Genomic DNA, 22,049 nt, shown 5'->3' on the forward strand with positions numbered 1-22,049 from the left:
TCATATGTCGGCGGTGCGGTTGCTGGTGCTCGGTGCAGTGCGCAGGAGGGGGTGCGCCCACGGCTATCAGGTCCGCTCCGACTTGGAATCATGGGGTGCGCACGAGTGGTCAACCGCGGCGCCGGGGTCGATCTACCACGCGCTCAAATCGATGGCCGGGCGCGGTTTGCTCGCCGTTCACGAAGAGGCTGCGAGCGATGCGGGAGGTCCGCCCCGCATCGAGTACGAGCTGACGGCCGAAGGGGAAGCCGCCTACTTCTCGCTGCTCCGTGAGGCGCTCTCCGGCAGGGATGACAAGCTCGACGAGCTGACGGCGGCCGTGGGCCTCATCGACGATCTTCCCCGCGCGGAGGCAATCGAACTCCTTCACAAGCGTGCCGAAGCAATGGACTTGTGGTTGCGGAGCATTCGTGAGCATGTCCCGACGGATGCCAACCTCGATGAGTGGGGACCAGTTGGTGAGGTGATCGGGCTGTGGACGACTACTGCCAGGACTCGCGCAGAGTGGACTCGCGGTCTGATCAGCCGTCTGGAGGGCGGGGCGTTCACGATGGCGGACGAGCGCTAACTCAACTCCCGGGCCAGCGCATCGATCAGCGGCCCGACGCGCAACGGTATCCGGCGGCTCAAAACGATCTCCGTTCGCGTCCGGACAACTCCCGGTGTGCCGATAATCCGCTGGATCACGCGCTCGAGCTCGTTATTGTCTTTGGCCACGACTTGGCAGATCAGATCACCTTCGCCAGCGATCGAATCAGCCGCAATGACCTCGGGTATCGCGGCGAGCAATCGGCTCGTCTGATCCAGCTGTCCCTGGGCCAGATGTATATGGATGTACGCGCGGCCGCTGAACCCCAGGCCGGCGGGGGATATCTGCGGCGCGTAGCTTTCGATGACTCCTGCACGCTGCAGCTTGTCGATGCGCGCCTGCGCGGTGCCGCGGGCAATCCCGAGTTGACGCGCGTATTCACGCACACCAGCCCTCGGCTGTTCCACGAGCAACCGCAAGATCGTCAGGTCGAGCCGATCGAATTCCGGGGCCATATCACCTCATATGCAGATGGCACACCAGGGGTATGCCTGATCGTGCGTTGACTGTACCAATGGCTCAATGTGTTGCGCATCACTTGCGGGGTTTCCGTCCTATCAGGCTAACTAGTAGGCACATGGACATTTATGAGCCGGATCACACCCGATTTTGGCTCACGCCGGGAGTCACCCATTCCAGGCGCGACAGGAGGTGCCACGATGACCACGTCCGAGGCTGCCCATGGTGCGGACATCACCACTGGCGGCAAAAGGAAGACCGAATCCTTCTATCTCGATGAGAGATACGAACGCGAAGACGGCGTTGTATACCTGACCGGTATTCAGGCGCTGGTCCGCATGCTCCTTGATCGCGCCCGCCAGGATCGCCGCAGCGGGGTGAAGACCGCGACCTTCGTCTCCGGTTATGAAGGATCGCCACTTGCTGGCTACGACCTCGAACTCATTCGGCAGCGCAACCTCATCGGCAAGCTCGATATTGTGCACCAGCCGGGCCTCAACGAGGAGTACGGCGCAACTGCGGTGATGGGCAGTCAAATCACACGCGGTGTCGGCACGCTTACGTGCGACGGTGTCACTGGAATCTGGTACGGCAAAGCACCCGGTCTCGACCGGTCGACGGACGCGCTGCGGCACGCGAACATGATCGGCACCGACCCCATGGGTGGGGCGGTGGCGCTAGTGGGGGACGATCCCGGTGCGAAGTCTTCGACAATCCCGTCAGCGTCCGAAGCGCTGATGGCGGACATGTACATGCCCGTGCTATATCCGGGTGATAGCCAAGACGTCGTCGAACTCGGTGTACACGCGCAGTACATGTCTCGTTTTACGGGCCTGTGGACGGGTTTGAAGGTTGTGACCGCAGTCGCCGATGGCGCAGGTACGGTGCAGGTCAACCGGCACATGTCGGCGCCGCTTCTTGGTCACTCGGAACCAAGTAAGCATCAGCCGACCGGCATGGTACTGGGCAAGACGCTTGCCGCGCTCGAGCGCAGCCTCCACGAGGTGCGGTTGCCGCGCGCGCTCGAGTACGCACGCAATAACGGGCTCAACAAGATCACCCGTAGCGGCGCCAATGACCGGATCGGTGTCATCGCGTCCGGCAAGACGTATCTTGACCTGCAAAGCGCTTTCCGCACGCTCCGCATCACCGATGCGGACCTCGCCCGGTTCGGTATTCGTGTGCTCAAGCTCGGCATGATCTATCCGCTAGAGCCGCGCATCGTCGAGACCTTCGCGGACGGCCTCGAAGAGATCATCGTCATTGAGGAAAAGCATTCGTTCATCGAGTCGGCGGTCCGCGACCTCCTGTACGGGCGCGTCAACGCGCCGCGCATTATCGGACGCAAGGCCGTCGACGGTTCGGTGCTGTTCCCCGTGACAGGTGAACTGGACCTCGACACCGTCGCGAAAGGTATGGCAAAGGCCCTCAAACCCCGCGGGATCGAAGCAGTCAAGGCCTACTACAAGCGTCCCCGCGCACGCACATTGTCGCTACCGCTCGCAGTGCGCAGCCCATACTTCTGCTCCGGCTGTCCGCACAACTCGTCCACCAAGGTGGACGACAACACACTCGTCGGCGGCGGCATCGGCTGTCACGCGATGGTGCTGCTGATGGATGAAAAGCAGGTCGGCAACGTCACCGGTGCGACCCAGATGGGTGGCGAGGGCGTGCAATGGATCGGCATGGCACCCTTCCTCGAAGAAGGTCACCTGGTGCAGAACATCGGTGACGGCACGTTCATGCACTCAGGATCGCTCGCTGTTCGCGCAGCGGTCGCTGCTGGCGTCAACATCACCTATAAGTTGCTGTACAACAGCGCGGTCGCGATGACGGGCGGCCAGCATCCAGTCGGTGAAATGACGGTCGAACAGATCACCAAGATCCTCATTGATGAGCGCGTCGCGAAGGTGGTCATCACCAGCGACAACCCGAAGCGAATCAACCGGAAGCTCTTGCCGAAGGGCGTTGACGTGCGTCCGCGCGACGACCTGATGGACGTGCAGCGGGAACTGGCGCAGGTCCCCGGCGTAACCGTTCTCATCCACGATCAGGAATGTGCGGCGCAGAAGCGGCGCAAGCGCAAGCGCGGCAAGGTCGCCACACCCACCACCAAGGTCATGATCAATGAGCGTGTGTGTGAAGGCTGTGGAGACTGCGGTGAGAAGTCCAACTGTCTCTCCGTGCAGCCGATCGACACCGACTTCGGCCGCAAGACCCAAATCAACCAGTCGTCGTGCAACCTCGATTACTCCTGCATCAAGGGTGACTGCCCCTCATTCATGACAATCACGCCGGGGGAGAAGCAGCAGCACCAGATGCTGCCGCCGCTGAGCCTCGACGACTTGCCGCACCCGAAGTACTACTCAGGCCGCGACGAGTTCGATATGCGCGTCATGGGTATCGGCGGCACTGGCGTGGTGACGGTGAGCCAGGTGCTCGCCATGGGGTCTGTCATCGACGGTCACGCGGTGCGCACACTCGACCAGACCGGACTCGCCCAGAAGGGCGGCGCCGTGGTGTCCGACATCAAGATGACGGACGGTCCCGAGGAACTGTCCGCGAAGGTCGGTGAAGGTTCGTGCGACCTGTATCTGGGCTGTGATGCGCTCGTCGCGACCGACCCGCAGAACCTCAAGGTCGCGTCGCCGAACAAGACGATCGCCGTCATTTCGACGACGAAGGTCGCTACGGGCCAGATGGTCACTGACACCAGCGCGACCTATCCGGCCGACAGCTCGATCCACTCGGCGATCGACGCTGCGACGAAGCAAGTGCATTACCTCGATGCAGCGGACCTGGCGGACCGCCTCTTCGGTGACGAGCAGTACGCCAACATGATCCTCGTCGGTGCTGCGCTGCAGACCGGTGTGCTCCCGATCAGCGAGTCTGCAATCGAGCAGGCGATCGTTCTGAATGGCGTCGCAGTGGAGAAGAACATACAGGCCTTGCGTCGCGGACGGCAGTCAGTTGCTGATCCAGATGCGCTCGCCGCCGCGATGCGTCAGGAACCGAAGAAGCGGGCGATTTCCTCGCAGGCACGGCAGCTTGGCGCGCTGATCGGTATGCCGCATCCGTCTGAGGCGATCGAGACCCGCATCGACGAGCTCATCGCATACCAGGATCTCAAGTATGCGAAGAAGTACGTGGCGTTCGTCGCGGAGACGTACCGGGCTGAGAAGGCGGTACAGCCGAGCTCGACCGTCCTCACCGAAACCGTCGCGATGTATCTGCACAAGCTGATGGCGTACAAGGACGAGTACGAGGTTGCGCGCCTTGCGCTACTCCCGGAGATTCGTGAGCAGATCGAAGGCGAGTTCGGTAAGGGCGCGAAAGTGCATTACAAGCTGCACCCGCCGATGCTGCGCGCCATGGGCATGAAGAACAAGATGACGTTCGGTCAGTGGTTCGATCCGGCGTTCCGCAGCCTGAAGTCGATGAAGAAGCTGCGCGGCACGAAGCTCGATCCCTTCGGTAAGGCAGAGGTCCGTAAGACCGAACGGGAACTCATCGACGAATACATCGGTGCGATGCGCACAGTATTCGCGGGCCTCGGCGCCGAAACGCTCAGCACCGCTGTGGAGACCGCCGCTCTGCCAGACATGGTCCGAGGCTACGAGGACATCAAGATGCGCAACGTGGCGAAGTACCGAAAGGCACTGGCGCAGCGGCTGGCACGCCAGTAGCAAAGAACTCGTTTGGGGCCGAGACCGGTTCGGCCCCAAATGTTTCTTGCGCGCCACGCGTGCTCAAGCTGGGCGTAACCTTCTGTTGAGCTGAGACCGGCACGCTCCCGGGGTGACTTCGACGACGACCGAGCGAGTGCTGCCCGAAACGGGCAAGCGAGGGTTCAGGGGCCGGCCGTGGCGCGATTACGCACTATTCGCCGCCCTCGCTGGGCCCAACCTGCTGCTGCTCGCACTGTTTACGTACCGGCCGCTCGTCGACAACATCCGGCTGTCGTTCTTCGACTGGAACTTGGCTTCGCCGGTCTCGACGTTCATCGGCTTCGACAATTACATCGAGTGGTTCGGGCGGGCTGACTCGTGGCAGATCGTGCGGAACACCGTGATTTTCACGGTGTTTACGGTGGTCGGCTCCATGATCCTTGGCCTCGCCCTCGCGCTGCTTCTCGACCAGCAGCTCAAGGGCCGCAACCTGGTTCGATCCGCGATCTTCGCGCCCTTTGTCATCTCGGGTGCCGCTGTGGGAATTGCCTTCCAGTTCGTGTTCGACCCGAACTTCGGGCTTGTCCAAGATCTCATTCGCCGCATCGGCCTCATATCCCCTGACTTCTATCAGAACCCGAACTGGGCGCTGTTCATGGTGACCCTCACGTTCATCTGGAAGAACCTCGGCTACACATTTGTCATCTACCTCGCTGCCCTGCAAGGTGTGCGCAAGGATTTGACGGAAGCCGCGCAGATTGACGGCGCCAGCCGCTGGACCACCTTTTGGCGCGTTCTCATGCCGCAGTTGCGGCCGAGCACGTATTTCCTCTCGATCACGGTGTTGCTGTCGTCCGTGCAGGTCTTCGACATCATTCACGTGATGACGCGGGGCGGGCCGCTCGGTACCGGCACGACCACCATGGTGTACCAGGTGTATCAGGAGACATTCCTCAATTTCCGTGCCGGTTACGGCGCGACCGTGGCAACCCTGATGTTCCTCGCGCTGCTCATCCTCACGGTGGTGCAAGTGCGAATGATGGATAGGGGGCGTGACTGATGCACACGAGCACCGCGATCGAAACACCCGTACTGCCCCCTGCGCAGCCTGCCGCGGCCACAGCGCCCACGCGGCGGCGAGTCCCCGCACGCAAAATATGGGGGTATCTGGCGATGGCCGTCGCACTGCTGATCATTGGCCTGCCGCTGTACTGGATTCTGATCACGTCGTTCAAAGAACGTGGCGACGTGTACGTACAACCGGTGACGTGGTGGCCCTCGGTTTTCCACCCGCAGAACTACGCGGACGCGACGGGTCTCGTCCCGTTCACCACGTTCCTTCGGAACTCGCTCATCATCACGACAACACTCGCCGTCATCAAGTTCGTGCTCGGGATTCTCTCGGCCTACGCGCTGGTTTTCCTGCGTTTCCCCGGGAAAACGGTCGTGTTCCTGACGGTGATCGCGGCGCTGATGGTACCCAATCAGATCACAGTCATCTCGAACTACGCGCTCGTCGCGGAGTGGGGCTGGCGCAACACCTTCCAGGGCATCATTCTCCCGCTCGCGGGGGTCGCCTTCGGAACCTTCCTGATGCGCAACCACTTCCTCTCCATCCCCTCGGAAATCATCGAGGCTGCACGGATGGACGGCGCGGGCCACGTCAAACTGTTGTGGCGCGTGGTACTGCCTATCTCCGGACCAACCATGGTGGCATTCGCCATCATCGTTATCGTCAACGAATGGAATGAGTACCTATGGCCATTCCTCATGTCGGATGATCACCGCGTCGCGCCGCTCCCGGTCGGGCTGACACTTCTGCAAAACAACGAGGGCCTTACCAACTGGGGGCCGGTGATGGCTGGCACGATCCTTACGATGCTGCCCATCCTGATCGTCTTCCTCATCTTGCAACGACACATGATCAAGGGCCTGACTTCAGGCGCGGTCAAAGGCTGACCATGACAGAGAAGGAAAAACACCCAATGGCTGGTTTCAATCGACGTCACTTCCTGGGTCTCGCAGGCACAGCTGCCGCGGCGGCGGCGCTGACCGCCTGCGCAGGTACCGGCGGCGGTGCCGGGGGAGGAAACGGCAACGGGTCAGGGGGCGGGAACCGCATTACATTCTGGTCCAACCACCCGGGCACCTCACGTGACGTCGAACTCGAACTGATCCGCCGTTTCGAAGCGGAGAACGACATCACCGTCCAGTTGATCAGCGCTGGGAAAAACTACGAAGACGTCGCGCAGAAATTCAACGCATCCCTGGCAGGCGGGGAACAGCCCGATGTCGTTGTGCTGTCAGATGTCTGGTGGTTTAACTACGCCCTGAACCGCCAGATCGAGCCTCTCGACGCGCATTTCTCCACCGCTGGTGTCGATGCCGATGACTACGTCGACGCGCTGCTCGCGGACTATCTGTTCGACAACAGCCACTTCGCGCTTCCGTACGCGCGCTCAACACCGCTGTTCTACTACAACAAGGACCTGTGGGAGCAAGTGGGACTTCCGGACCGGGGCCCGGAAAGCTGGGCCGAATTTGGGGAGTGGGCGCCGGAATTGCAGCAGGCGATCGGCAACGGCAGGTTCGCGCACAGCTGGGGCAACGCCGTCGACTACCTGGCCTGGACGTTCCAGGGGCCGAACTGGACCTTCGGCGGCGCGTACTCGGACGAGTGGCAACTGAAGCTCACCGACGAGCGGACTATCGAGGCGGGCAACTGGCTCCGTGATCAGATCCACGAGGCTCGATACGCGAACGTGTCACCCGATATCGCGACCGATTTCGCAGCTGGGCTGTGCGCGTCGACGATCGCATCAACCGGAAGCCTCAGCGGCATGATGGCGACGGCGACCAGCTTTGAGGTCGGCACCGCGTTCCTGCCTCGCACCGACGCGCCTGGCTGCCCAACAGGCGGCGCCGGACTCGCGATCCCGTCCGGCATTGCAGACGAGCGGAAAGAAAACGCACTGAAGTTCATCGAGTTCATCACCAACGCGGACAACACCGCGTACTTCGCACAAAACGTTGGTTACATGCCAGTGCGGAAGTCAGCCGCTGACTCAGCCGAATTCGCGCAGTATCTCGATGAAAACCCGAATGCCCGCACCGCTGTCGACCAACTGCCCTTCACTGGCCCGCAGGACTACGCGCGTGTCTTCGTACCTGGGGCCGACCAGATCCTCGGTACCGGTTTTGAGCGCATCGCGCTGCAGAACGCCGACGTCGAACCCACGTTCGCGGATGTTCAGAACCAGATCCAGCGGATCATTGACCGCCAGATCGCGCCCAGCCTGCCGCGCTGACCGCCCGTTACGAAAGGAGGCCCGCTGTGGCGGGTATTCGGCTCGACGATGTCACTCACCGCTATCAGGGCAGCGATGTCGTTGCTGTGGACGCACTGAACCTGGACATTGCCGACGGGGAGTTCCTCGTCCTCGTCGGCCCCTCGGGATGCGGGAAATCAACAACACTGCGGATGCTCGCCGGGCTCGAATCCGTTGAGCGTGGCAGCATTCACATCGGGGCGACGGACGTCACGCATCTGCCGCCCACGAAACGCGACGTCGCGATGGTGTTTCAGAATTACGCGCTCTACCCGAATATGACTGTCGCGGAAAACATGGCGTTCGCGCTGCGCAACGCGGGCGTGCCGAAAGCGGAACGGGCCGCGAAGGTCGCCGAGGCTGCACGGATGCTCGATCTGGAGCCTCTGCTGGACCGCAAACCCGCGCGCCTCTCCGGCGGTCAGCGGCAGCGCGTCGCGATGGGCCGTGCCATCGTGCGCCACCCGAAGGTGTTCTGTATGGACGAGCCGCTGTCGAACCTGGACGCGAAACTGCGCGTCAGCACCAGGTCGCAGATTGCAGCGTTGCAGCGCCGCCTCGGCGTCACCACTGTCTACGTCACTCACGATCAGGTGGAGGCGATGACGATGGGGCACCGGGTGGCAGTGCTCAACGGTGGAAAGCTGCAGCAAGTGGGCACGCCGCGCGCTCTGTACGACGACCCGGACAACGTGTTCGTCGCGGAGTTCATCGGGTCACCCGCGATGAATCTGATCACCGCCCCACTCGAGGATGGCCGGGCAGTTGTCGGCGGGCTGAAGATCGCGGTACCGCGATCGGTGCTGAGCCGGCTCGGTGGTGACACCGTCGTCGTGGGTATCCGTCCGGAGACATTCGAACTTGTGACAGAGGAATCTTCGGTAGCGCTTCGAGTGACGCTGCACGAGGAACTGGGGTCTGAAGGTTTCGCCTACGGCGTTCCGGTGCACGGTGACGCCTGGTCGAGCAAATCTGGCCAGCTCGTTGTGCGACTCCCAGCCCGTGTGCCGGTCACCGTCGGCGAAACGCTGCGGGCATGTGTCCATGCTGGAGGCGTCTTGTTTTTCGACTCCGTCACGGGCGAGCGATTGCGCGGCTGAAATACGCATTCGCGACTCACATGGTGTGAAAAAAGCTAGCATTAGCCAAATCGTTCTCACATCAGGGGCGCGTATGGCCAGTTCAGGGCCTTTTGCGGGCATGAGCCGCAGGGAATTCTTCGCCAAGTCATTCGCCGCTGGAGGAACGCTCCTGCTCACCTCCTGGGCGGGACCAGTCATCGAGCGGGCGTACGCCGCGGATCCGCTGGGCCATGGACGGCTGGATGACATCGAGCACTTCGTGTTGCTGATGCTCGAGAACCGATCCTTCGACCACTACTTCGGCACGCTGTCCGGTGTCCGCGGTTTCGGCGATGCATCACCCGCGTTCCAGCAGTATGGCTACTCGCCTGGGGTCGGGCCGACACCCACCGGATATCTCAACCCGTTCCGGCTCGACACCACCCGCGGGGCGACCCTGTCCGGCGAGTGCATCAACGACCCGACCCACAGCTGGGGTCCGCAGCATCGGGCGTGGAACGGCGGTCGCATGGACCAGTGGGTCAACGTGCACCTTCAGCATGAGGGACCAGGAAACGGCCCCGCAACGATGGGCTACTACACGCGTGAAGATCTGCCGGTACATTTCCAGCTCGCTGACGCTTTCACACTGTGTGACCACTACTTCTGCTCCGTCATGGGGCCAACTGACCCGAACCGGTTGTACTGGATAAGCGCTCATCTTGACCCGGAGGGGACACACGGTGGTCCGCTCGTCTACACCCCACCCGTTCTGCCGCAGCACGTATACAGGTGGCGCACGTACCCGGAGAATCTCGAAGAAGCTGGCGTCAGCTGGAAGGTGTACCAGAACAAGGATTATGGACCGCTTTCTAGTGTTCTGCTCGACGGGATGCTCGGCTGCTTCGTGCAATCCGCAGATCCCGCGTCCGCGCTGTACCGCAAAGGGATCGCGCCGAACTATCCGTACGACTTCCAGGTGGACGTCCAGAACGGCACGCTTCCTAGTGTCAGCTGGATCGTGCCGTCCCTGCTGGAATGCGAACATCCCGCGCTGCCCCCGGCATTCGGTGCCGTCGGACTTGTCCAGGTGCTCGACATCCTGACGTCGAACCGTGCGCTGTGGGAGAAGACAGCCCTCATCGTGAGTTACGACGAGAACGGCGGATTCTTCGATCATGTGCCGCCGCCCACGGCCCCGCCCGGCACGCCAGGGGAGTACTTGACCGCGCCGCTTAATACAGTCACGGAATCGGATGGGATCGCTGGGCCCATTGGCCTCGGATTCCGGGTTCCGGGCATGGTGATCTCGCCGTACAGCCGGGGCGGACTTGTGAGCTCCGAGACGTTCGACCACACGTCACAGCTGCGACTCCTGGAGAAACGCTTCGGTGTACCCGTCCCGAATCTGACGCCGTGGCGGCGCGCCGTCGTTGGCGACATGAGTTCAGCCTTCAACTTCGCGGCCGCGCCTGATTCCGGTGGTGTTGCGCTCATCGACCCGATCCCAAAGGCGCACGCCGCGCTGGTGCAGTGCAACCCCAATATCGTCACCGGCTTCTTCAACCAGGGCACGCCGTACCCAGTGCCACCCAACGCGATGCCACAACAGGAGCCGGGCGGGCGCGGCCGGCCAAGCGGCTGAGGTGTGATTGTGAAGAATCCGGGCGCCCCTTGCGCCCTGATCCTTCACAATCTTCCTTGGCGAGCGAGGGCCGAGCGGATTTCCCTCAGCACCCGATCGGGCTCATTTGCCAAGTGATGCCAGGTAAACCGGAGCACCAGCCAGCCAGCATTCATGAGGGCGTTCTGACGGTCAACGTCACTGCGAAACCGTGCAGCGTCCCGGTGCCACGCCCAACCGTCGACTTCTATCGCGACACGCTCCCGGATGAACGCCACGTCGATCTCGTATCCGATGCTTCGGACGTGCGGCTGCCACCCGCCGATATCAGCGCGGCGAAGCAAGCGATGAAGAAGCCGTTCGGCTGCGGAGGCTCCGCCTTCCCCGGCCGCCTGCAGCAACACCTCCGCCGCGCGAGCCCCTGCCCGTCCTCTGTTACGCTCGTGCACACGGCGCAGCGCATCCAGAGTCGTATGGGTCTGCAGCGCACGATCAAGGAAGACAGAGCCCCGCGGATGGTCCACTGCGGCTTCCAGGATTGTCAAGGGAAGACCGGTCACCGGCAGGCCGCGAACGGTTGTCACATCGTGTTTGTGGATGTCCCGGTGCCGGATGCGGCGGCCTTCGGCTTTCGTGATTCGGCGGCTGTGCGGAATAGTGACGTAATGTAGCCGGGGCGGGTGGGTGAGGAGCCCATGCCACCACGCAGCACTCAAACCGTGCGCCACGGCAGAATCACCCGCTGCGTGCACCGCGGCCCGCAGCGTCACAGCCGCGTCCACCGCACGGTCGGTCGCAACGTAGACGCCCGGGTACAGCCTAGTCCACCGGCCCGTGCGGAGCCTGCCTTTAACTTGATGCCGCGTGAGCCCCGCAGCAAGCGCCTGCTGCAGCGTGATCACGCCGTCATTCCGAGCCATGATCGCGGTCAACCGGTGTATTGCCATGCTCTGTTAGACGCGGCACACGACGACCGGTTCCATCGCGCGCCGATTGTGAAGAATCCGGGCGCCCCTTGCGCCCTGATTCTTCCGAATTACGCTGCACTTGGAAGTGGACAGCAAAAAACCCGCCGACTGGCGGGCTTGGGAGTGCGCCATCAGGGACTCGAACCCCGAACCCGCTGATTAAGAGTCAGCTGCTCTGCCAATTGAGCTAATGGCGCGCACATCGTGCTGCGGTGAGAAACAGTAACAGGTCCGCCGTCAGAAACGAAATCCGCAGGTCATGGCGGCCTCACAGCGGTTGTCATCCAAATAGGAGACAGATAGTTGCTTAGGTCACCATCCTCTATGCCGGGACGGTCCCACTCATGCATACTCTTCGATAGGTTCCGCCTCGTGCGGACATTGTGTCTCTTATGTCCAGTATGCGTAACAAGCGGGTCTCAACCGACCGAAAACTAAACGCGTACGGCAGCAAACAAGATATGACGAATGTGGTGGGATGCATGAAAAGCCGGCTAAGTAGCCCGGATCGACATACCCGAGCAGTGGGCGGGGCAGTACTCGCAGCCAGTGCTCTCTTTTTGTCTGTCGCGTGCACGGTTCCGTCCGGCAACAGCGCGGTACCCGCTGGCGAGCAGGAACAGTTGCCTCGCCCGGCGATCAGCAAATCACAGCCCGATGGTGCTGTCGGCATCAACCCCCTGGAACCGTTCACGCTCGCGGTTTCGGAGGGCGCACTGACGGACGTCACATTGACCAACCAGGATGGCAAGGTCGTCGAAGCGGAAGTGTCGGACGACGGTACATCTTGGACGACAACAGAGGTACTCGGCTACGGCCGCGTCTACACCCTTGATGCCGCAGCGACTGGTCCCGGCGGCACAACCGTGACATCAAGTCAGTTCACCACGGTGCAGCCGAACAATCTCACGAAGCCCTACGCGCTTCCATGGGACGGATCCGTCGTCGGTATCGGCCAGCCTGTGCGCGTCCAGTTCGATGAGCCGATCGCCGATCGGCAAGCGGCTGAAGATCGCATCACCATCACGACCGAACCGGCAGTCGAGGGCGCGTTCTACTGGGTGAACAACACGGAAGTGCGGTGGCGCCCCGAAAACTACTGGGAGCCCGGCACCACCGTCACCGTGGACGTTGACGTCTACGGCCATGACCTCGGCGGCGGCATGTATGGCGAAACCAACGCCAAGTCGACGTTCACGATCGGTGACTCGGTGATCGCTATCGCCGATGACTACACCAAAACGGTTTCCGTGCAGGTTAACGGCACCACGGTGCGCACCATGCCGGTCTCGTTCGGACGGCCATCGTCGCCCACCCCGAACGGAACTTACATCATCGGCGACCGGCAGCAATCGATGATTATGGACTCTTCCACCTATGGCGTTCCGGTGAACTCCGCATACGGGTACCGCACGCGCGTCGAGTGGGCGACCCAGATGTCGTACAGCGGCATCTACGTGCATTCCGCGCCGTGGTCGCTTGGTGACCAGGGATACCGAAACGTCAGCGCGGGCTGCCTCAACGTGAGCCCCGCCAATGCGCAGTGGTTCTACTACAACACCAAGCCTGGCGATCTGGTCGTCGTTCAGAACACGGTCGGCGGCACGCTCTCGGGAGTTGACGGTCTCGGCGACTGGAACATTCCATGGTCGACGTGGAAGGCCGGCAACGCCTGACACAAGTAAGACAAAACCCCGCTCCGGGAAACCCGGGGCGGGGTTTTGTTTTGGGTGAACGACGGGGCTCGAACCCGCGACACCTGGGATCACAACCCAGTGCTCTACCAACTGAGCTACGCCCACCATGCTTGCAGTAGATACAACATCATCCAGCCGTCGTATCTTCCCGCAGCGACTCCCGATATTAGCGTGTCTGGGTGGGGTTTGCCGAATCGGCCCCCTCAACTGCGTTGATTTCTTGTTGCAGATCACGCGCGACCTGCGCGATCTCACCGGTAGTGGGGCCCGGCTCGGCTACAAACGCGGTCCGGCGGTAAAACCTCAGCTCGAGGATCGACTCGCGAATGTCCGCGAGCGCGCGGTGTGCGAGGCCTTTGTCTGGCTGCCCGTAGTAGATGCGCGGATACCATCGGCGGCACAACTCCTTGATCGAACTCACATCGATCATTCGGTAGTGCAGGTGCGCGTCAAGGGCGGGCATGTCCCGGGCGAGGAAGCCGCGGTCGGTCGCGATGGAGTTGCCGGCAAGGGGCGCGGTGGATGCTGTGGGTACGTGCTGCCGGATGTAGCTGAGCACACGTTGTTCAGCTTCTTCGAGCGTGACTGTTGATCTGCGGACTTCCTCGGTAAGCCCGGAACGCTGATGCATCTCTGCGACCACTGGCTGCATTCCATCAAGTGCGGCATCGTCGGCATGGATAACCACGTCGACGCCTTCGCCGAGGATGTTCAGGTTCGCGTCTGTCACGAGCGCTGCGATTTCGATGAGTTTGTCCTTGCCGAGGTCAAGGCCCGTCATCTCACAGTCGATCCACACCAGCTTGTCTTGCACTCCATTCACAGTAGCCAGCATGTCATGGCGTCGCTGCCGCGTTGACCCCGGACTGCTTAGTTGTTGTCCGGGTCGGGAAGCTCACGCGGCACGACCTTCCCCGTTGCGTTACGCGGCAGTTCGTCGAGGAAAACTACGTCCCGTGGTACGGAGAACCGCGCCAGTTTCTGCTTGACGTGAGTCTTTACGTCGTCCTCAGTGAGTTCGTTTCCCGCGTCACCGTCTTTGCGCACGACGTAGGCCGCGAGGCGTTTTCCGAAGCTGTCGTCGTCGACGCCAATCACGGCGGCCTCAAGTACCCCGTCGAGTTCACTCAGTACATTTTCGACCTCACGCGGATAGATGTTCTCCCCACCGGAGACGATCATGTCGTCTGAGCGGCCGTCGATGAACAGCAGCCCTTCGTCATTGAAGTGACCGAGATCCCCCGTGGACATGAGGTTCCCGTGGCGGTGCCGATCTTCACCGTCGCGTGTGTAACCCTCGAAGATCATGCCGTTGCCGACGAAAATATTCCCGATTTCGCCGGTCGGTGCCTCGTTTCCGTCGTCGTCGAGGATTTTCACGACGGTGCCGAGCGGCGCCCGGCCTGCCGTCGTGGGATGCTCGAGCAGCTCTTCGGGAGTGGCGATTGCGGCCCAGCTCACCTCCGTCGACCCATACAGGTTGTACAGGACTGGCCCGAGCTCGCTGAGGGTGCGTTTAACAAGGCCAGTGGGGATGGCGGAGCCGCTCGCCGCCACGACCCTCAGCGCTGATAGGTCGACCTTTCGGTCCTCGGCTGGCAGGTCGATGATCCGGTGCAGCATCGTCGGTACAAGGAACAGCGACGCCGCTTTGTGTTTCGCGACGAGGCGTAGCGTGTCCTTTGGGCTGAATTTCCGCTGCAGTACCAGGGTCGAGCGCAGCGCCAGGTTGATCTGAATCGTCGCGAAACCCCAGGTGTGGAAGATTGGCGCCGCGATGAACGACACTTCTTTGCTTTTCAGCGGGAACCGGGACAACAGGGCGGAAGCGGGCATCCAGCTGCGCGGTTCGGGGCGACGCGCACCCTTCGGTGTACCGGTGGTGCCGGATGTGAGAACGATCGTTTTGCCGCGCCTCGGACGCCCGGGCAGCTTCGCCTGCGGGCTTTCCGTATCTGGTGCTTTGTTGATCAGTTGGTCCTGCGTAGTCCATCCGTTACGCAACGCCGTTTTTACGGTTTCTGTCCACGACAGGGCGACGCTGACGTCCCCGAGGTCCTCCGGCAGCGTCTCGGTGAATTCTTCGTCGAGGAACAGCCAGCGGATTTTCTGTTCGCGGATGACCTCGCCAAGCTGTCCACTTGAAGCGCCCGTGTTCAGCATGACCAGATCGGTTCCCAGGCGTGCGGACGCGCCGATCAGCTGCAAGAAGCCGCGATGGTTGCGAGCGAGGACACCGATCCGGTCACCGGCGGTGACGCCCTTTGCGGAGAGCGAGCGTGCGAGAGCCTCGGACGTTTCGTCGAGTTCCCCGTACGTCATCGAGCCGGCATCGTCGATGACGGCAAGGTGGTCGGGGTTTCTTCGCGCGGCGAACGCGATCAGTCCGCCTGGCGTGAAGTCAAAGCGGTACCACGCGGCCGCGAGCTTCCCGAGCCGATCCGGTCGCATGGGCGCAACGATGCCCGCCTTGGTAATCGGGATGAGGCCCTTAGCGAGGTCGCGGGTCTCGGACAGTCGTGACCGCAAGAGTGCGGACAGAGGTGGCATGGGAATCCTTTCACTCGCCGCCGAGCTTCTTATAGAAGCTCCCGACAATCGGTGCGACAACTGCGCGCGGGCTGTATCCGCCCGCCACGGACATGGCTTTGCTGAGTGGACCTGGCACAACCCGCATCTTGTTGCGCGAGAGCGCGTCAAGAGACAGACGGGCAGTGTATTCACCCGATACCCACAAGAAGTCGGGGACTAACCGCTCAACGACTGATTGGTCTTCGATCGGGGGCATGTCGGTGCGCACCGGTCCCGGCGCCAAAAGGGTGACGTGCACGCCGGTGTCTTTGAGTTCACCGCGCAGCGACTCACTGAACGAGTTAGTGAACGCCTTGGTTGCCGCGTAGGTCGCGTTGTGGGGGATCGGCATGTTTCCGGCAGCGGAACCGGTGATGAGGATGCCGCCGCTGCCGCGGTCGAGCATGCCGGGCAGCACCGCGAGGGTCAGATCGTGCACCGCAACCGCGTTGAGTTCGACGACGAACCGTTCGTACGCCGGATCAAGCTTGCTGACCGGCCCGAACGTAGCGATGCCCGCGTTGTTGCACAGGATCGCGATGTCGCGCCGCGCGAACTCGTCAGCCAGCTCCGCGCGTTCACCGCGGTCCGCTAGATCCATCGCGCGCACCTCGACGGTGACGCCGAAGCGGCGCGACAGCTTCTCGGCATTGCGCTCGAGCACGTCTTTGCGCCGGGCAACCGTAATGAGGTTGTACCCGCGAGCGGCGAGTTCAGCAGCGAGCGCTTCACCTATACCTTGGGACGCACCGGTGACAACGGCCCGGTTCTCAGCACTGGGAAGTGGTAAGGGCATGACGCAGATCGTACTGCCCGGTGGCTGCGGCGTCCCCCTAAGCCGTCCTTACGGGATGAGCATCGCTTTGATCGCCGCGCGCTGGTCCATGGCCTCGTACGCGCGGGCGACATCGGTAAGCGGAACCTCCAGGTCGAAAACGCGCCCGGGGTCGATTACGCCTTCCAGCACGTCGGTAAGGAGCTCAGGAATATAGCCTCGCACGGGCGCAACACCGCCTCCCACGCGAAGGTTCTTACCGAAGATCACACCGACGGGCAACTCTGGTGCACCTGCGGGCACTCCAACGAAACCGAGTCGGCCACCCGGCCGCAGACACGCGATCGCCTGGGCCATCGAGTCTTTCATTCCGACGCATTCAAGTGCGCAATCGGCTCCGCCACCGAGGAGTTCTTTGACGTGGGCGACCCCTTCCTTCCCGCGTTCGGAGACGATGTCGGTCGCCCCGAACTCTTTCGCGAGCGCCTGGCGGGGCGAGTGCCGTGACATTGCGACAATGCGGTCAGCGCCGAGGCGTTTGGCTGCGATGACGGCGCAGAGACCGACAGCCCCGTCGCCGACGACGACGACGGAAGAACCCGGGGATACGTCTGCCATCACTGCCGCGTGGTGTCCAGTACCCATGACGTCTGTGAGTGTGAGAAGACTTGCGTAGAGGTCTGGCTCCGGCTGGCTGGGGAGCGGTACGAGTGTGCCGTCGGCGAAAGGCACGCGCACGTATTCTGCTTGCGCACCGCCTAGCTGTTCACCGGCGCGGTTGCGGCCGCCCCAGAACCCGCCGCGTGAGCATGACGTGTAGATCCCGTTACTGCAGTTGGCGCAGGTGCCGTCGCTGTTGGCGAACGGTGCGATTACGAAGTCGCCGTTGCGGACTGTGCGCACCTGTGGGCCCGCGTCCTCCACGATTCCAATGAACTCGTGACCGATGGGGTGAGGACCCTCAGTCGGTTCCGCACCACGGTAGGGCCACAAATCGGAACCGCACACGCACGTGCGAACGATACGGACGATCGCGTCCGTATCCGCCGACAGGGTGGGGTCTGGCACACTCTCGAGCTGAATATCGCGGGGGCCATGGATGATTGTCGAACGCATGCGCCCCACGCTATATGAGGACCGGCTCGCGCAGGTGGGCGATGGGCGGGTTCATCGCCCACCTGCGCGATGGCTCACAACTTCGCTGCGAGCTCGGTGCCTTGCCTGATCGCGCGCTTCGCGTCGATTTCAGCGGCGACGTCGGCGCCACCGATAATGTGGGTCGGGATTTTCGCCGCTTTCAGCGCGTCCTCGAGATCCCGCACCGATTCCTGCCCAGCGCACAGCACAATCGTGTCGACGTCGAGCACTTTCGCGCCCTTGCGGTCCTCACCGAATGAGATATGCAGGCCGGCGTCGTCGATACGCTCGTAGTTCACACCGTTCAGCTTATTGACACCCTTGGCTTTGAGGGCTGCGCGATGGACCCAGCCGCTAGTTTTCCCGAGGTTTTTGCCGATCGGGCCAGTCTTGCGCTGGAGCAGATAAACCTCGCGGGGTGAGGGACTGGGCCGCGGTGCCGTGAGGAAGCCAGGTGCCGACTCGTCGTCGGTCACGCCCCACTCTGCTTTCCATTCCTCGAGGTTGAGTGTGGGTGACGTTTCATGCGTGAGGTACTCACTGACGTCCACCCCGATACCGCCGGCGCCGATGACAGCGACCTTCTTTCCGATCGGCTTCTTTTCCTTCACGGCCTCCGCGTAGGTGATCACCTTGGGATGGTCGACTCCGTCGATAGTGGGGATGCGGGGAACCACGCCGGTTGCGAGGATGACATCGTCGAAACCGCCCGCGACGAGGGCGTCAGCCGACACTCGAGTGTTGAGATGAACGATGACTCCCTTGAGTTCGAGTTGACGCCGGTAGTACCGGATCGTCTCCGTGAACTCTTCTTTGCCCGGTATTTCCTTCGCAATCGCGAACTGGCCGCCGATGTCGGATTCGGCCTCGAATAGCTCAACCTTGTGGCCACGGTCGGCGAGGTTCACGGCAGCGGACAAGCCAGCGGGGCCGGCGCCGACGATGGCGATCTTTTTTGCCCGCTTTGTCGGTAGCAATACAAGTTCTGTTTCACGTCCGGCTCGGGGGTTGAGCAGGCACGATACTCGCTTCATGCCGAAGGCGTGGTCCAGGCATGCCTGGTTACAGGCGATGCACGTATTTATTTCGTCTTCGCGCAGCTCAGCTGCCTTGTTGACCCAGTCGGGGTCGGCCAGCATGGGCCGCGCCATCGAGATCAACTGCGCATCGCCGTTCTCGAGGATTTCTTCCGCGAGTTCGGGCATGTTGATGCGGTTCGAGGCACAAACCGGGATGCCGACGTACTTCTCCAGCTTCGATGTGACATCGACGAAAGCGCCACGGGGTACCGACGTGACGATGGTGGGAACGCGCGCCTCGTGCCAGCCGATGTCGGTGTTGATGATGGTGACGCCTGCGCCTTCAAGATCTTTGGCGAGCGCGACGATCTCGTCCCAGGTTTGGCCGTCTTCGACGAGATCGGCCATGGACAGGCGGAAAATGATGATGAAGTTCGGCCCGACGGCTTTGCGCACCGCGCTGGTGATCTCGACTGCGATGCGGCGCCGGTTCTCCGCCGAACCGCCCCACTCATCTGAGCGTTTGTTGGTGCGTTTGCAGAGGAACTGATTGATGAAGTACCCCTCGCCGCCCATGATCTCGACGCCGTCATAACCGGCATCGTGCGCGAGCTTCGCGCACCGAGCGTAATCCCTGATCGTTTTCTTGATGGCCAGGCCTGGAAGCGGCAGCGGCGCAAACGGGGTAATCGGCGACTTCAAACGAGACGCGGACACGCTGAGCGGGTGATAGCTGTAGCGGCCGCCGTGCAGGATCTGCAATGCGATCTTCGCGCCTTCCGCATGTACCGCGTCGGTGATTTCGCGGTGGCGGCGCGCTTCCTTTTTCGTGGTGAGCTTCCCAGCGAAGGGGTAGAGACAACCCTCGAGGTTGGGCGAGTAGCCGCCGGTGACGATGAGGCCAACCCCGCCGCGTGCGCGCTCAGCGAAGTACGCAGCAAGCTTTTTGGTGTTCTTCGGTCGGTCCTCGAGCCCGGTGTGCATCGACCCCATGATGATGCGGTTGCGCAGTGTCGTGAACCCCAGGTCGAGCGGGGAAAGCAGGTGCGGGTATTTCGGATGCGGCTGCGCTGCCGCGAGAGAACTAGCTGCCATCATTGTCACTTTCGTGGTGATGTGAACCGGGCCGGGCTGCGGCCGCGGTTCAATGTGATTCGGCGGGCTGTGCCGTGAGTTTGTTCGCATCCTCAGTGAGCCGGTCAATGACTTCAGCGCACCAGGAAGCGAAGGTTTGCTGCTCGAGGATGCCTGCTCGAAGCACCAAATGCTGGTGCAGTGCAGTGCCCGTGAGGCTGGTGTGATCTGGAAAATCACGCGCTTCGATTTCGTGGTAGACGGCGAGTTGCCGGGTAGCGGCTTCTCGATGCCGTTTGAACTCCTCGATGAGTTGATCGAGATCGCCGTAGTTCGCGCCACGAAGCTTGACGGCGAGTATCGCCCGCGTGTTCGCTCCGGAGACTGGCTCGGCAATCCATTCGCGCAAGGCACGGCGGCCGTCCACGCTCGGTCTGTAGACCTTCTTATCGGGCCGGTCGTCCTGGTAGACGACCTGCTGGTCGACCCAATGAACATCCGCCATGCGCTTAAGGGTGCGGTAGATCTGCTGGTGGCTTGCGTTCCAGAAGTAGCCAATAGAACGGTCGAAGCGGCGGGCGAGCTCGTAACCCGACGCGGCCCGTTCCATCAGCGACACCAAAATCGCATGCTCCAGTGACATGACAGGAGCATAGCTATGCAACCCGTTTCATAGCAAGGCCCTAGTCGCTCCCCAGTTGGTCAAGGGCATGGCGGAGTGCATCGGCAGCGGAAGGGGAATAGGCGACCAGACGTACACGCATCTTGGCGGTGGAGTCCAGCACGGACTCCACCGCGATCAGGGCCGCGTTCTGCAATGGCCAGCCGTAGGCGCCAGCCGAGATAAGCGGGAAAGCAATTGACTCAGCACCGAGATCTGTCGCGACCTCAACGCTGCTCCGGTAAGCCGAGCGAAGCAGGTGCGACCTGTCCTCGGATTGTGAAAAAACCGGACCAACAGTATGGATCACCCAGCGTGCGGGCAGTTTCCCGGCCGTAGTCGCAACAGCGTTGCCAGCCGGGAGTCCGGAGAGCAGTACGGTGTCCCGAAGCTTCCGGCATTCACGCAAAATTTCTGGACCGCCGGCGCGATGTATCGCGCCGTCCACGCCACCACCACCGAGCAAGGATGAATTGGCGGCATTAACGATCGCATCCACCGCGACCCGCGTTATATCACCCTGATGGACTTCGATGTGCATCGTCATCTCCACTCAGCGTCGCAATAAATGCGATTATATGGGGCGCGCGAAAAGCGCCCCAGCGTTAACTGGGGCGCTCGAGCGAATTAGGTTGGTGCTGCTGGAAAAGGCAGCTGCATCACTCCTCCGGTGGCAGCAGCACAGTGTCGATGACAAACACCGTCGCGTTCGCCGTTGGGATGTTGCCGCACAGCACGCTGGCTTCGTTCACTGTCACGTCGTCGCCGGAACCGCCGATAGTGAGCGTCTCGCCCTGGATAGTCTCAAGTTCGCCTGCCTCGAGGATTGCGTCGCGATCATGCCGCTCGGAAATCACGTGGTAGGTCAGGATGGCCGTCAACTGCTCCTGATCAGCAAGAACCGCGTTGAGCGTCTCCTCGCCGAGCGCATCGAAAGCGTCGTCTGTAGGTGCGAACACGGTGTATTCGGCCGATGGATCGTTCAGTGTATCCACGAGGCCTGCTTCAGCCACCGCGGTGGCAAGCGTCTGAAGCAGCGGATTGTTGCTCGCCGCGGTGGCGACAGGATCGGCAACCATGCCGTCTAGTGATCCTGGGTCCGACGGATCCTGCGGAACAGCGCCGCACGCTTCACCGAATACGTCGTCAACGGTTGTGACCCCGTCGCGCGTTTCCATTTCCATTTCGTCGGTACCATTCATGGTGCCGGTCGTATCGTCGCCCATTTCGGTCATTTCGGTGGGAGCGGCATCCGGAACGGTGTCAGTCGTGCCGTTGCCGTCATCAGTACCGCAGGCCGCCATCGCCAACGCGAGTGCAGAGGCAGCTGAGAGTACGGCGATGTTTTTCGTTACGCGCATGGACTATCACTCCTTCATCGGACGTGGCCCCGGTGGATTTCGTCCGGCACCTACAT

Annotated in this window: 18 protein-coding genes and 2 tRNA genes; 8 read left to right on the forward strand and 12 right to left on the reverse strand. The window is 62.0% G+C overall.

Annotated elements, in window-relative coordinates:
* Positions 1–4 precede the first annotated feature (4 nt).
* The gene (locus tag ONR57_RS20930; protein ID WP_265125646.1) at positions 5–568 is read left to right on the forward strand and encodes a PadR family transcriptional regulator; all 564 of its coding nucleotides are present in this window, start codon (positions 5–7) and stop codon (positions 566–568) included.
* On the opposite strand, the gene ONR57_RS20935 is transcribed toward ONR57_RS20930, so the two are convergent.
* The gene (locus tag ONR57_RS20935; RefSeq protein WP_265125647.1) at positions 565–1,044 is read right to left on the reverse strand and encodes an Lrp/AsnC family transcriptional regulator; all 480 of its coding nucleotides are present in this window, start codon (positions 1,042–1,044) and stop codon (positions 565–567) included. The genes ONR57_RS20930 and ONR57_RS20935 overlap by 4 nt on opposite strands.
* A gap of 204 nt (positions 1,045–1,248) precedes the next feature.
* On the opposite strand from ONR57_RS20935, the gene ONR57_RS20940 reads away from it, so the two are divergent.
* The 6 genes from ONR57_RS20940 to ONR57_RS20965 all read left to right on the forward strand — a co-directional run bounded on the left by ONR57_RS20940 (position 1,249) and on the right by ONR57_RS20965 (position 10,751).
* Entirely contained in the window at positions 1,249–4,734 is a 3,486-nt protein-coding gene (locus ONR57_RS20940) for an indolepyruvate ferredoxin oxidoreductase family protein (RefSeq protein WP_265125648.1), read from the forward strand.
* 112 nt (positions 4,735–4,846) lie between these two features.
* A complete protein-coding gene (locus ONR57_RS20945; RefSeq protein WP_265125649.1) occupies positions 4,847–5,776 on the forward strand; it encodes a carbohydrate ABC transporter permease in 930 nt (309 codons plus the stop codon).
* Positions 5,776–6,675: a carbohydrate ABC transporter permease gene (locus ONR57_RS20950; protein WP_265125650.1), complete on the forward strand. Its 900-nt coding sequence runs from the start codon at positions 5,776–5,778 to the stop codon at positions 6,673–6,675. Before ONR57_RS20945 ends, ONR57_RS20950 begins: the two co-directional genes overlap by 1 nt.
* A 26-nt stretch (positions 6,676–6,701) precedes the next feature.
* A complete protein-coding gene (locus tag ONR57_RS20955) occupies positions 6,702–8,024 on the forward strand; it encodes an ABC transporter substrate-binding protein (RefSeq protein ID WP_265125651.1) in 1,323 nt (440 codons plus the stop codon).
* Between the two features lie 26 nt (positions 8,025–8,050).
* Positions 8,051–9,145: an ABC transporter ATP-binding protein gene (locus tag ONR57_RS20960; protein WP_265125652.1), complete on the forward strand. Its 1,095-nt coding sequence runs from the start codon at positions 8,051–8,053 to the stop codon at positions 9,143–9,145.
* A 73-nt stretch (positions 9,146–9,218) separates the two neighbouring features.
* On the forward strand, positions 9,219–10,751 hold the full coding sequence (locus ONR57_RS20965) for a phospholipase C (protein WP_265125653.1): 1,533 nt from the start codon (positions 9,219–9,221) through the stop codon (positions 10,749–10,751).
* A 44-nt stretch (positions 10,752–10,795) separates the two neighbouring features.
* Here the strand turns inward: ONR57_RS20965 and ONR57_RS20970 are convergent, their stop codons facing one another.
* Together ONR57_RS20970 and ONR57_RS20975 are read right to left on the reverse strand one after the other, a co-directional pair.
* On the reverse strand, positions 10,796–11,650 hold the full coding sequence (locus ONR57_RS20970) for a type IV toxin-antitoxin system AbiEi family antitoxin domain-containing protein (protein WP_265125654.1): 855 nt from the start codon (positions 11,648–11,650) through the stop codon (positions 10,796–10,798).
* A gap of 172 nt (positions 11,651–11,822) precedes the next feature.
* Positions 11,823–11,895: transfer RNA gene (locus ONR57_RS20975), tRNA-Lys, on the reverse strand.
* 285 nt (positions 11,896–12,180) lie between these two features.
* Between ONR57_RS20975 and ONR57_RS20980 the strand changes: the two genes are divergently transcribed.
* The gene (locus tag ONR57_RS20980; RefSeq protein WP_265125655.1) at positions 12,181–13,374 is read left to right on the forward strand and encodes an Ig-like domain-containing protein; all 1,194 of its coding nucleotides are present in this window, start codon (positions 12,181–12,183) and stop codon (positions 13,372–13,374) included.
* Between the two features lie 53 nt (positions 13,375–13,427).
* On the opposite strand, the gene ONR57_RS20985 is transcribed toward ONR57_RS20980, so the two are convergent.
* The 9 genes from ONR57_RS20985 to ONR57_RS21025 all read right to left on the reverse strand — a co-directional run bounded on the left by ONR57_RS20985 (position 13,428) and on the right by ONR57_RS21025 (position 21,993).
* Positions 13,428–13,500 (reverse strand) — tRNA-His (locus tag ONR57_RS20985).
* 61 nt (positions 13,501–13,561) lie between these two features.
* Positions 13,562–14,209, reverse strand: coding sequence for an oligoribonuclease (orn, locus tag ONR57_RS20990; RefSeq protein WP_265125679.1), 648 nt, complete (start codon positions 14,207–14,209; stop codon positions 13,562–13,564).
* Between the two features lie 56 nt (positions 14,210–14,265).
* The gene (locus tag ONR57_RS20995; protein WP_265125656.1) at positions 14,266–15,945 is read right to left on the reverse strand and encodes an AMP-binding protein; all 1,680 of its coding nucleotides are present in this window, start codon (positions 15,943–15,945) and stop codon (positions 14,266–14,268) included.
* 10 nt (positions 15,946–15,955) lie between these two features.
* Positions 15,956–16,762, reverse strand: a complete 807-nt coding sequence (cmrA, locus tag ONR57_RS21000; RefSeq protein WP_265125657.1) for a mycolate reductase — start codon at positions 16,760–16,762, stop codon at positions 15,956–15,958.
* Between the two features lie 48 nt (positions 16,763–16,810).
* The gene (locus ONR57_RS21005; protein ID WP_265125658.1) at positions 16,811–17,857 is read right to left on the reverse strand and encodes a zinc-dependent alcohol dehydrogenase family protein; all 1,047 of its coding nucleotides are present in this window, start codon (positions 17,855–17,857) and stop codon (positions 16,811–16,813) included.
* Positions 17,858–17,931: 74 nt separating this feature from the next.
* Positions 17,932–19,992, reverse strand: coding sequence for an NADPH-dependent 2,4-dienoyl-CoA reductase (locus ONR57_RS21010; protein WP_265125659.1), 2,061 nt, complete (start codon positions 19,990–19,992; stop codon positions 17,932–17,934).
* Between the two features lie 49 nt (positions 19,993–20,041).
* Positions 20,042–20,614, reverse strand: a complete 573-nt coding sequence (locus ONR57_RS21015; protein ID WP_265125660.1) for a PadR family transcriptional regulator — start codon at positions 20,612–20,614, stop codon at positions 20,042–20,044.
* Positions 20,615–20,654: 40 nt separating this feature from the next.
* Positions 20,655–21,173 carry an O-acetyl-ADP-ribose deacetylase gene (locus ONR57_RS21020; protein WP_374116504.1) on the reverse strand — a complete coding sequence of 173 codons (519 nt, stop codon included), beginning with the start codon at positions 21,171–21,173 and terminating at the stop codon, positions 20,655–20,657.
* Positions 21,174–21,291: 118 nt separating this feature from the next.
* A complete protein-coding gene (locus ONR57_RS21025) occupies positions 21,292–21,993 on the reverse strand; it encodes a fasciclin domain-containing protein (protein WP_265125662.1) in 702 nt (233 codons plus the stop codon).
* Positions 21,994–22,049 lie beyond the last annotated feature (56 nt).

Origin of the sequence: Hoyosella sp. YIM 151337 (assembly GCF_026041215.1) — a bacterium.
GTDB lineage: Bacteria > Actinomycetota > Actinomycetes > Mycobacteriales > Mycobacteriaceae > Hoyosella.

Coding starts and splice junctions, on each gene's coding strand:
- ONR57_RS20930 (WP_265125646.1), top strand. CDS start 5: ATGTCGGCGGTGCGGTTGCTGGTGCTCGGTGCAGTGCGCAGGAGGGGG.
- ONR57_RS20935 (WP_265125647.1), bottom strand. CDS start 1,044: ATGGCCCCGGAATTCGATCGGCTCGACCTGACGATCTTGCGGTTGCTC.
- ONR57_RS20940 (WP_265125648.1), top strand. CDS start 1,249: ATGACCACGTCCGAGGCTGCCCATGGTGCGGACATCACCACTGGCGGC.
- ONR57_RS20950 (WP_265125650.1), top strand. CDS start 5,776: ATGCACACGAGCACCGCGATCGAAACACCCGTACTGCCCCCTGCGCAG.
- ONR57_RS20955 (WP_265125651.1), top strand. CDS start 6,702: ATGGCTGGTTTCAATCGACGTCACTTCCTGGGTCTCGCAGGCACAGCT.
- ONR57_RS20965 (WP_265125653.1), top strand. CDS start 9,219: ATGGCCAGTTCAGGGCCTTTTGCGGGCATGAGCCGCAGGGAATTCTTC.
- ONR57_RS20970 (WP_265125654.1), bottom strand. CDS start 11,650: ATGGCTCGGAATGACGGCGTGATCACGCTGCAGCAGGCGCTTGCTGCG.
- ONR57_RS20980 (WP_265125655.1), top strand. CDS start 12,181: ATGAAAAGCCGGCTAAGTAGCCCGGATCGACATACCCGAGCAGTGGGC.
- ONR57_RS20995 (WP_265125656.1), bottom strand. CDS start 15,945: ATGCCACCTCTGTCCGCACTCTTGCGGTCACGACTGTCCGAGACCCGC.
- cmrA (WP_265125657.1), bottom strand. CDS start 16,762: ATGCCCTTACCACTTCCCAGTGCTGAGAACCGGGCCGTTGTCACCGGT.
- ONR57_RS21005 (WP_265125658.1), bottom strand. CDS start 17,857: ATGCGTTCGACAATCATCCATGGCCCCCGCGATATTCAGCTCGAGAGT.
- ONR57_RS21010 (WP_265125659.1), bottom strand. CDS start 19,992: ATGGCAGCTAGTTCTCTCGCGGCAGCGCAGCCGCATCCGAAATACCCG.
- ONR57_RS21015 (WP_265125660.1), bottom strand. CDS start 20,614: ATGTCACTGGAGCATGCGATTTTGGTGTCGCTGATGGAACGGGCCGCG.
- ONR57_RS21020 (WP_374116504.1), bottom strand. CDS start 21,173: ATGCACATCGAAGTCCATCAGGGTGATATAACGCGGGTCGCGGTGGAT.
- ONR57_RS21025 (WP_265125662.1), bottom strand. CDS start 21,993: ATGCGCGTAACGAAAAACATCGCCGTACTCTCAGCTGCCTCTGCACTC.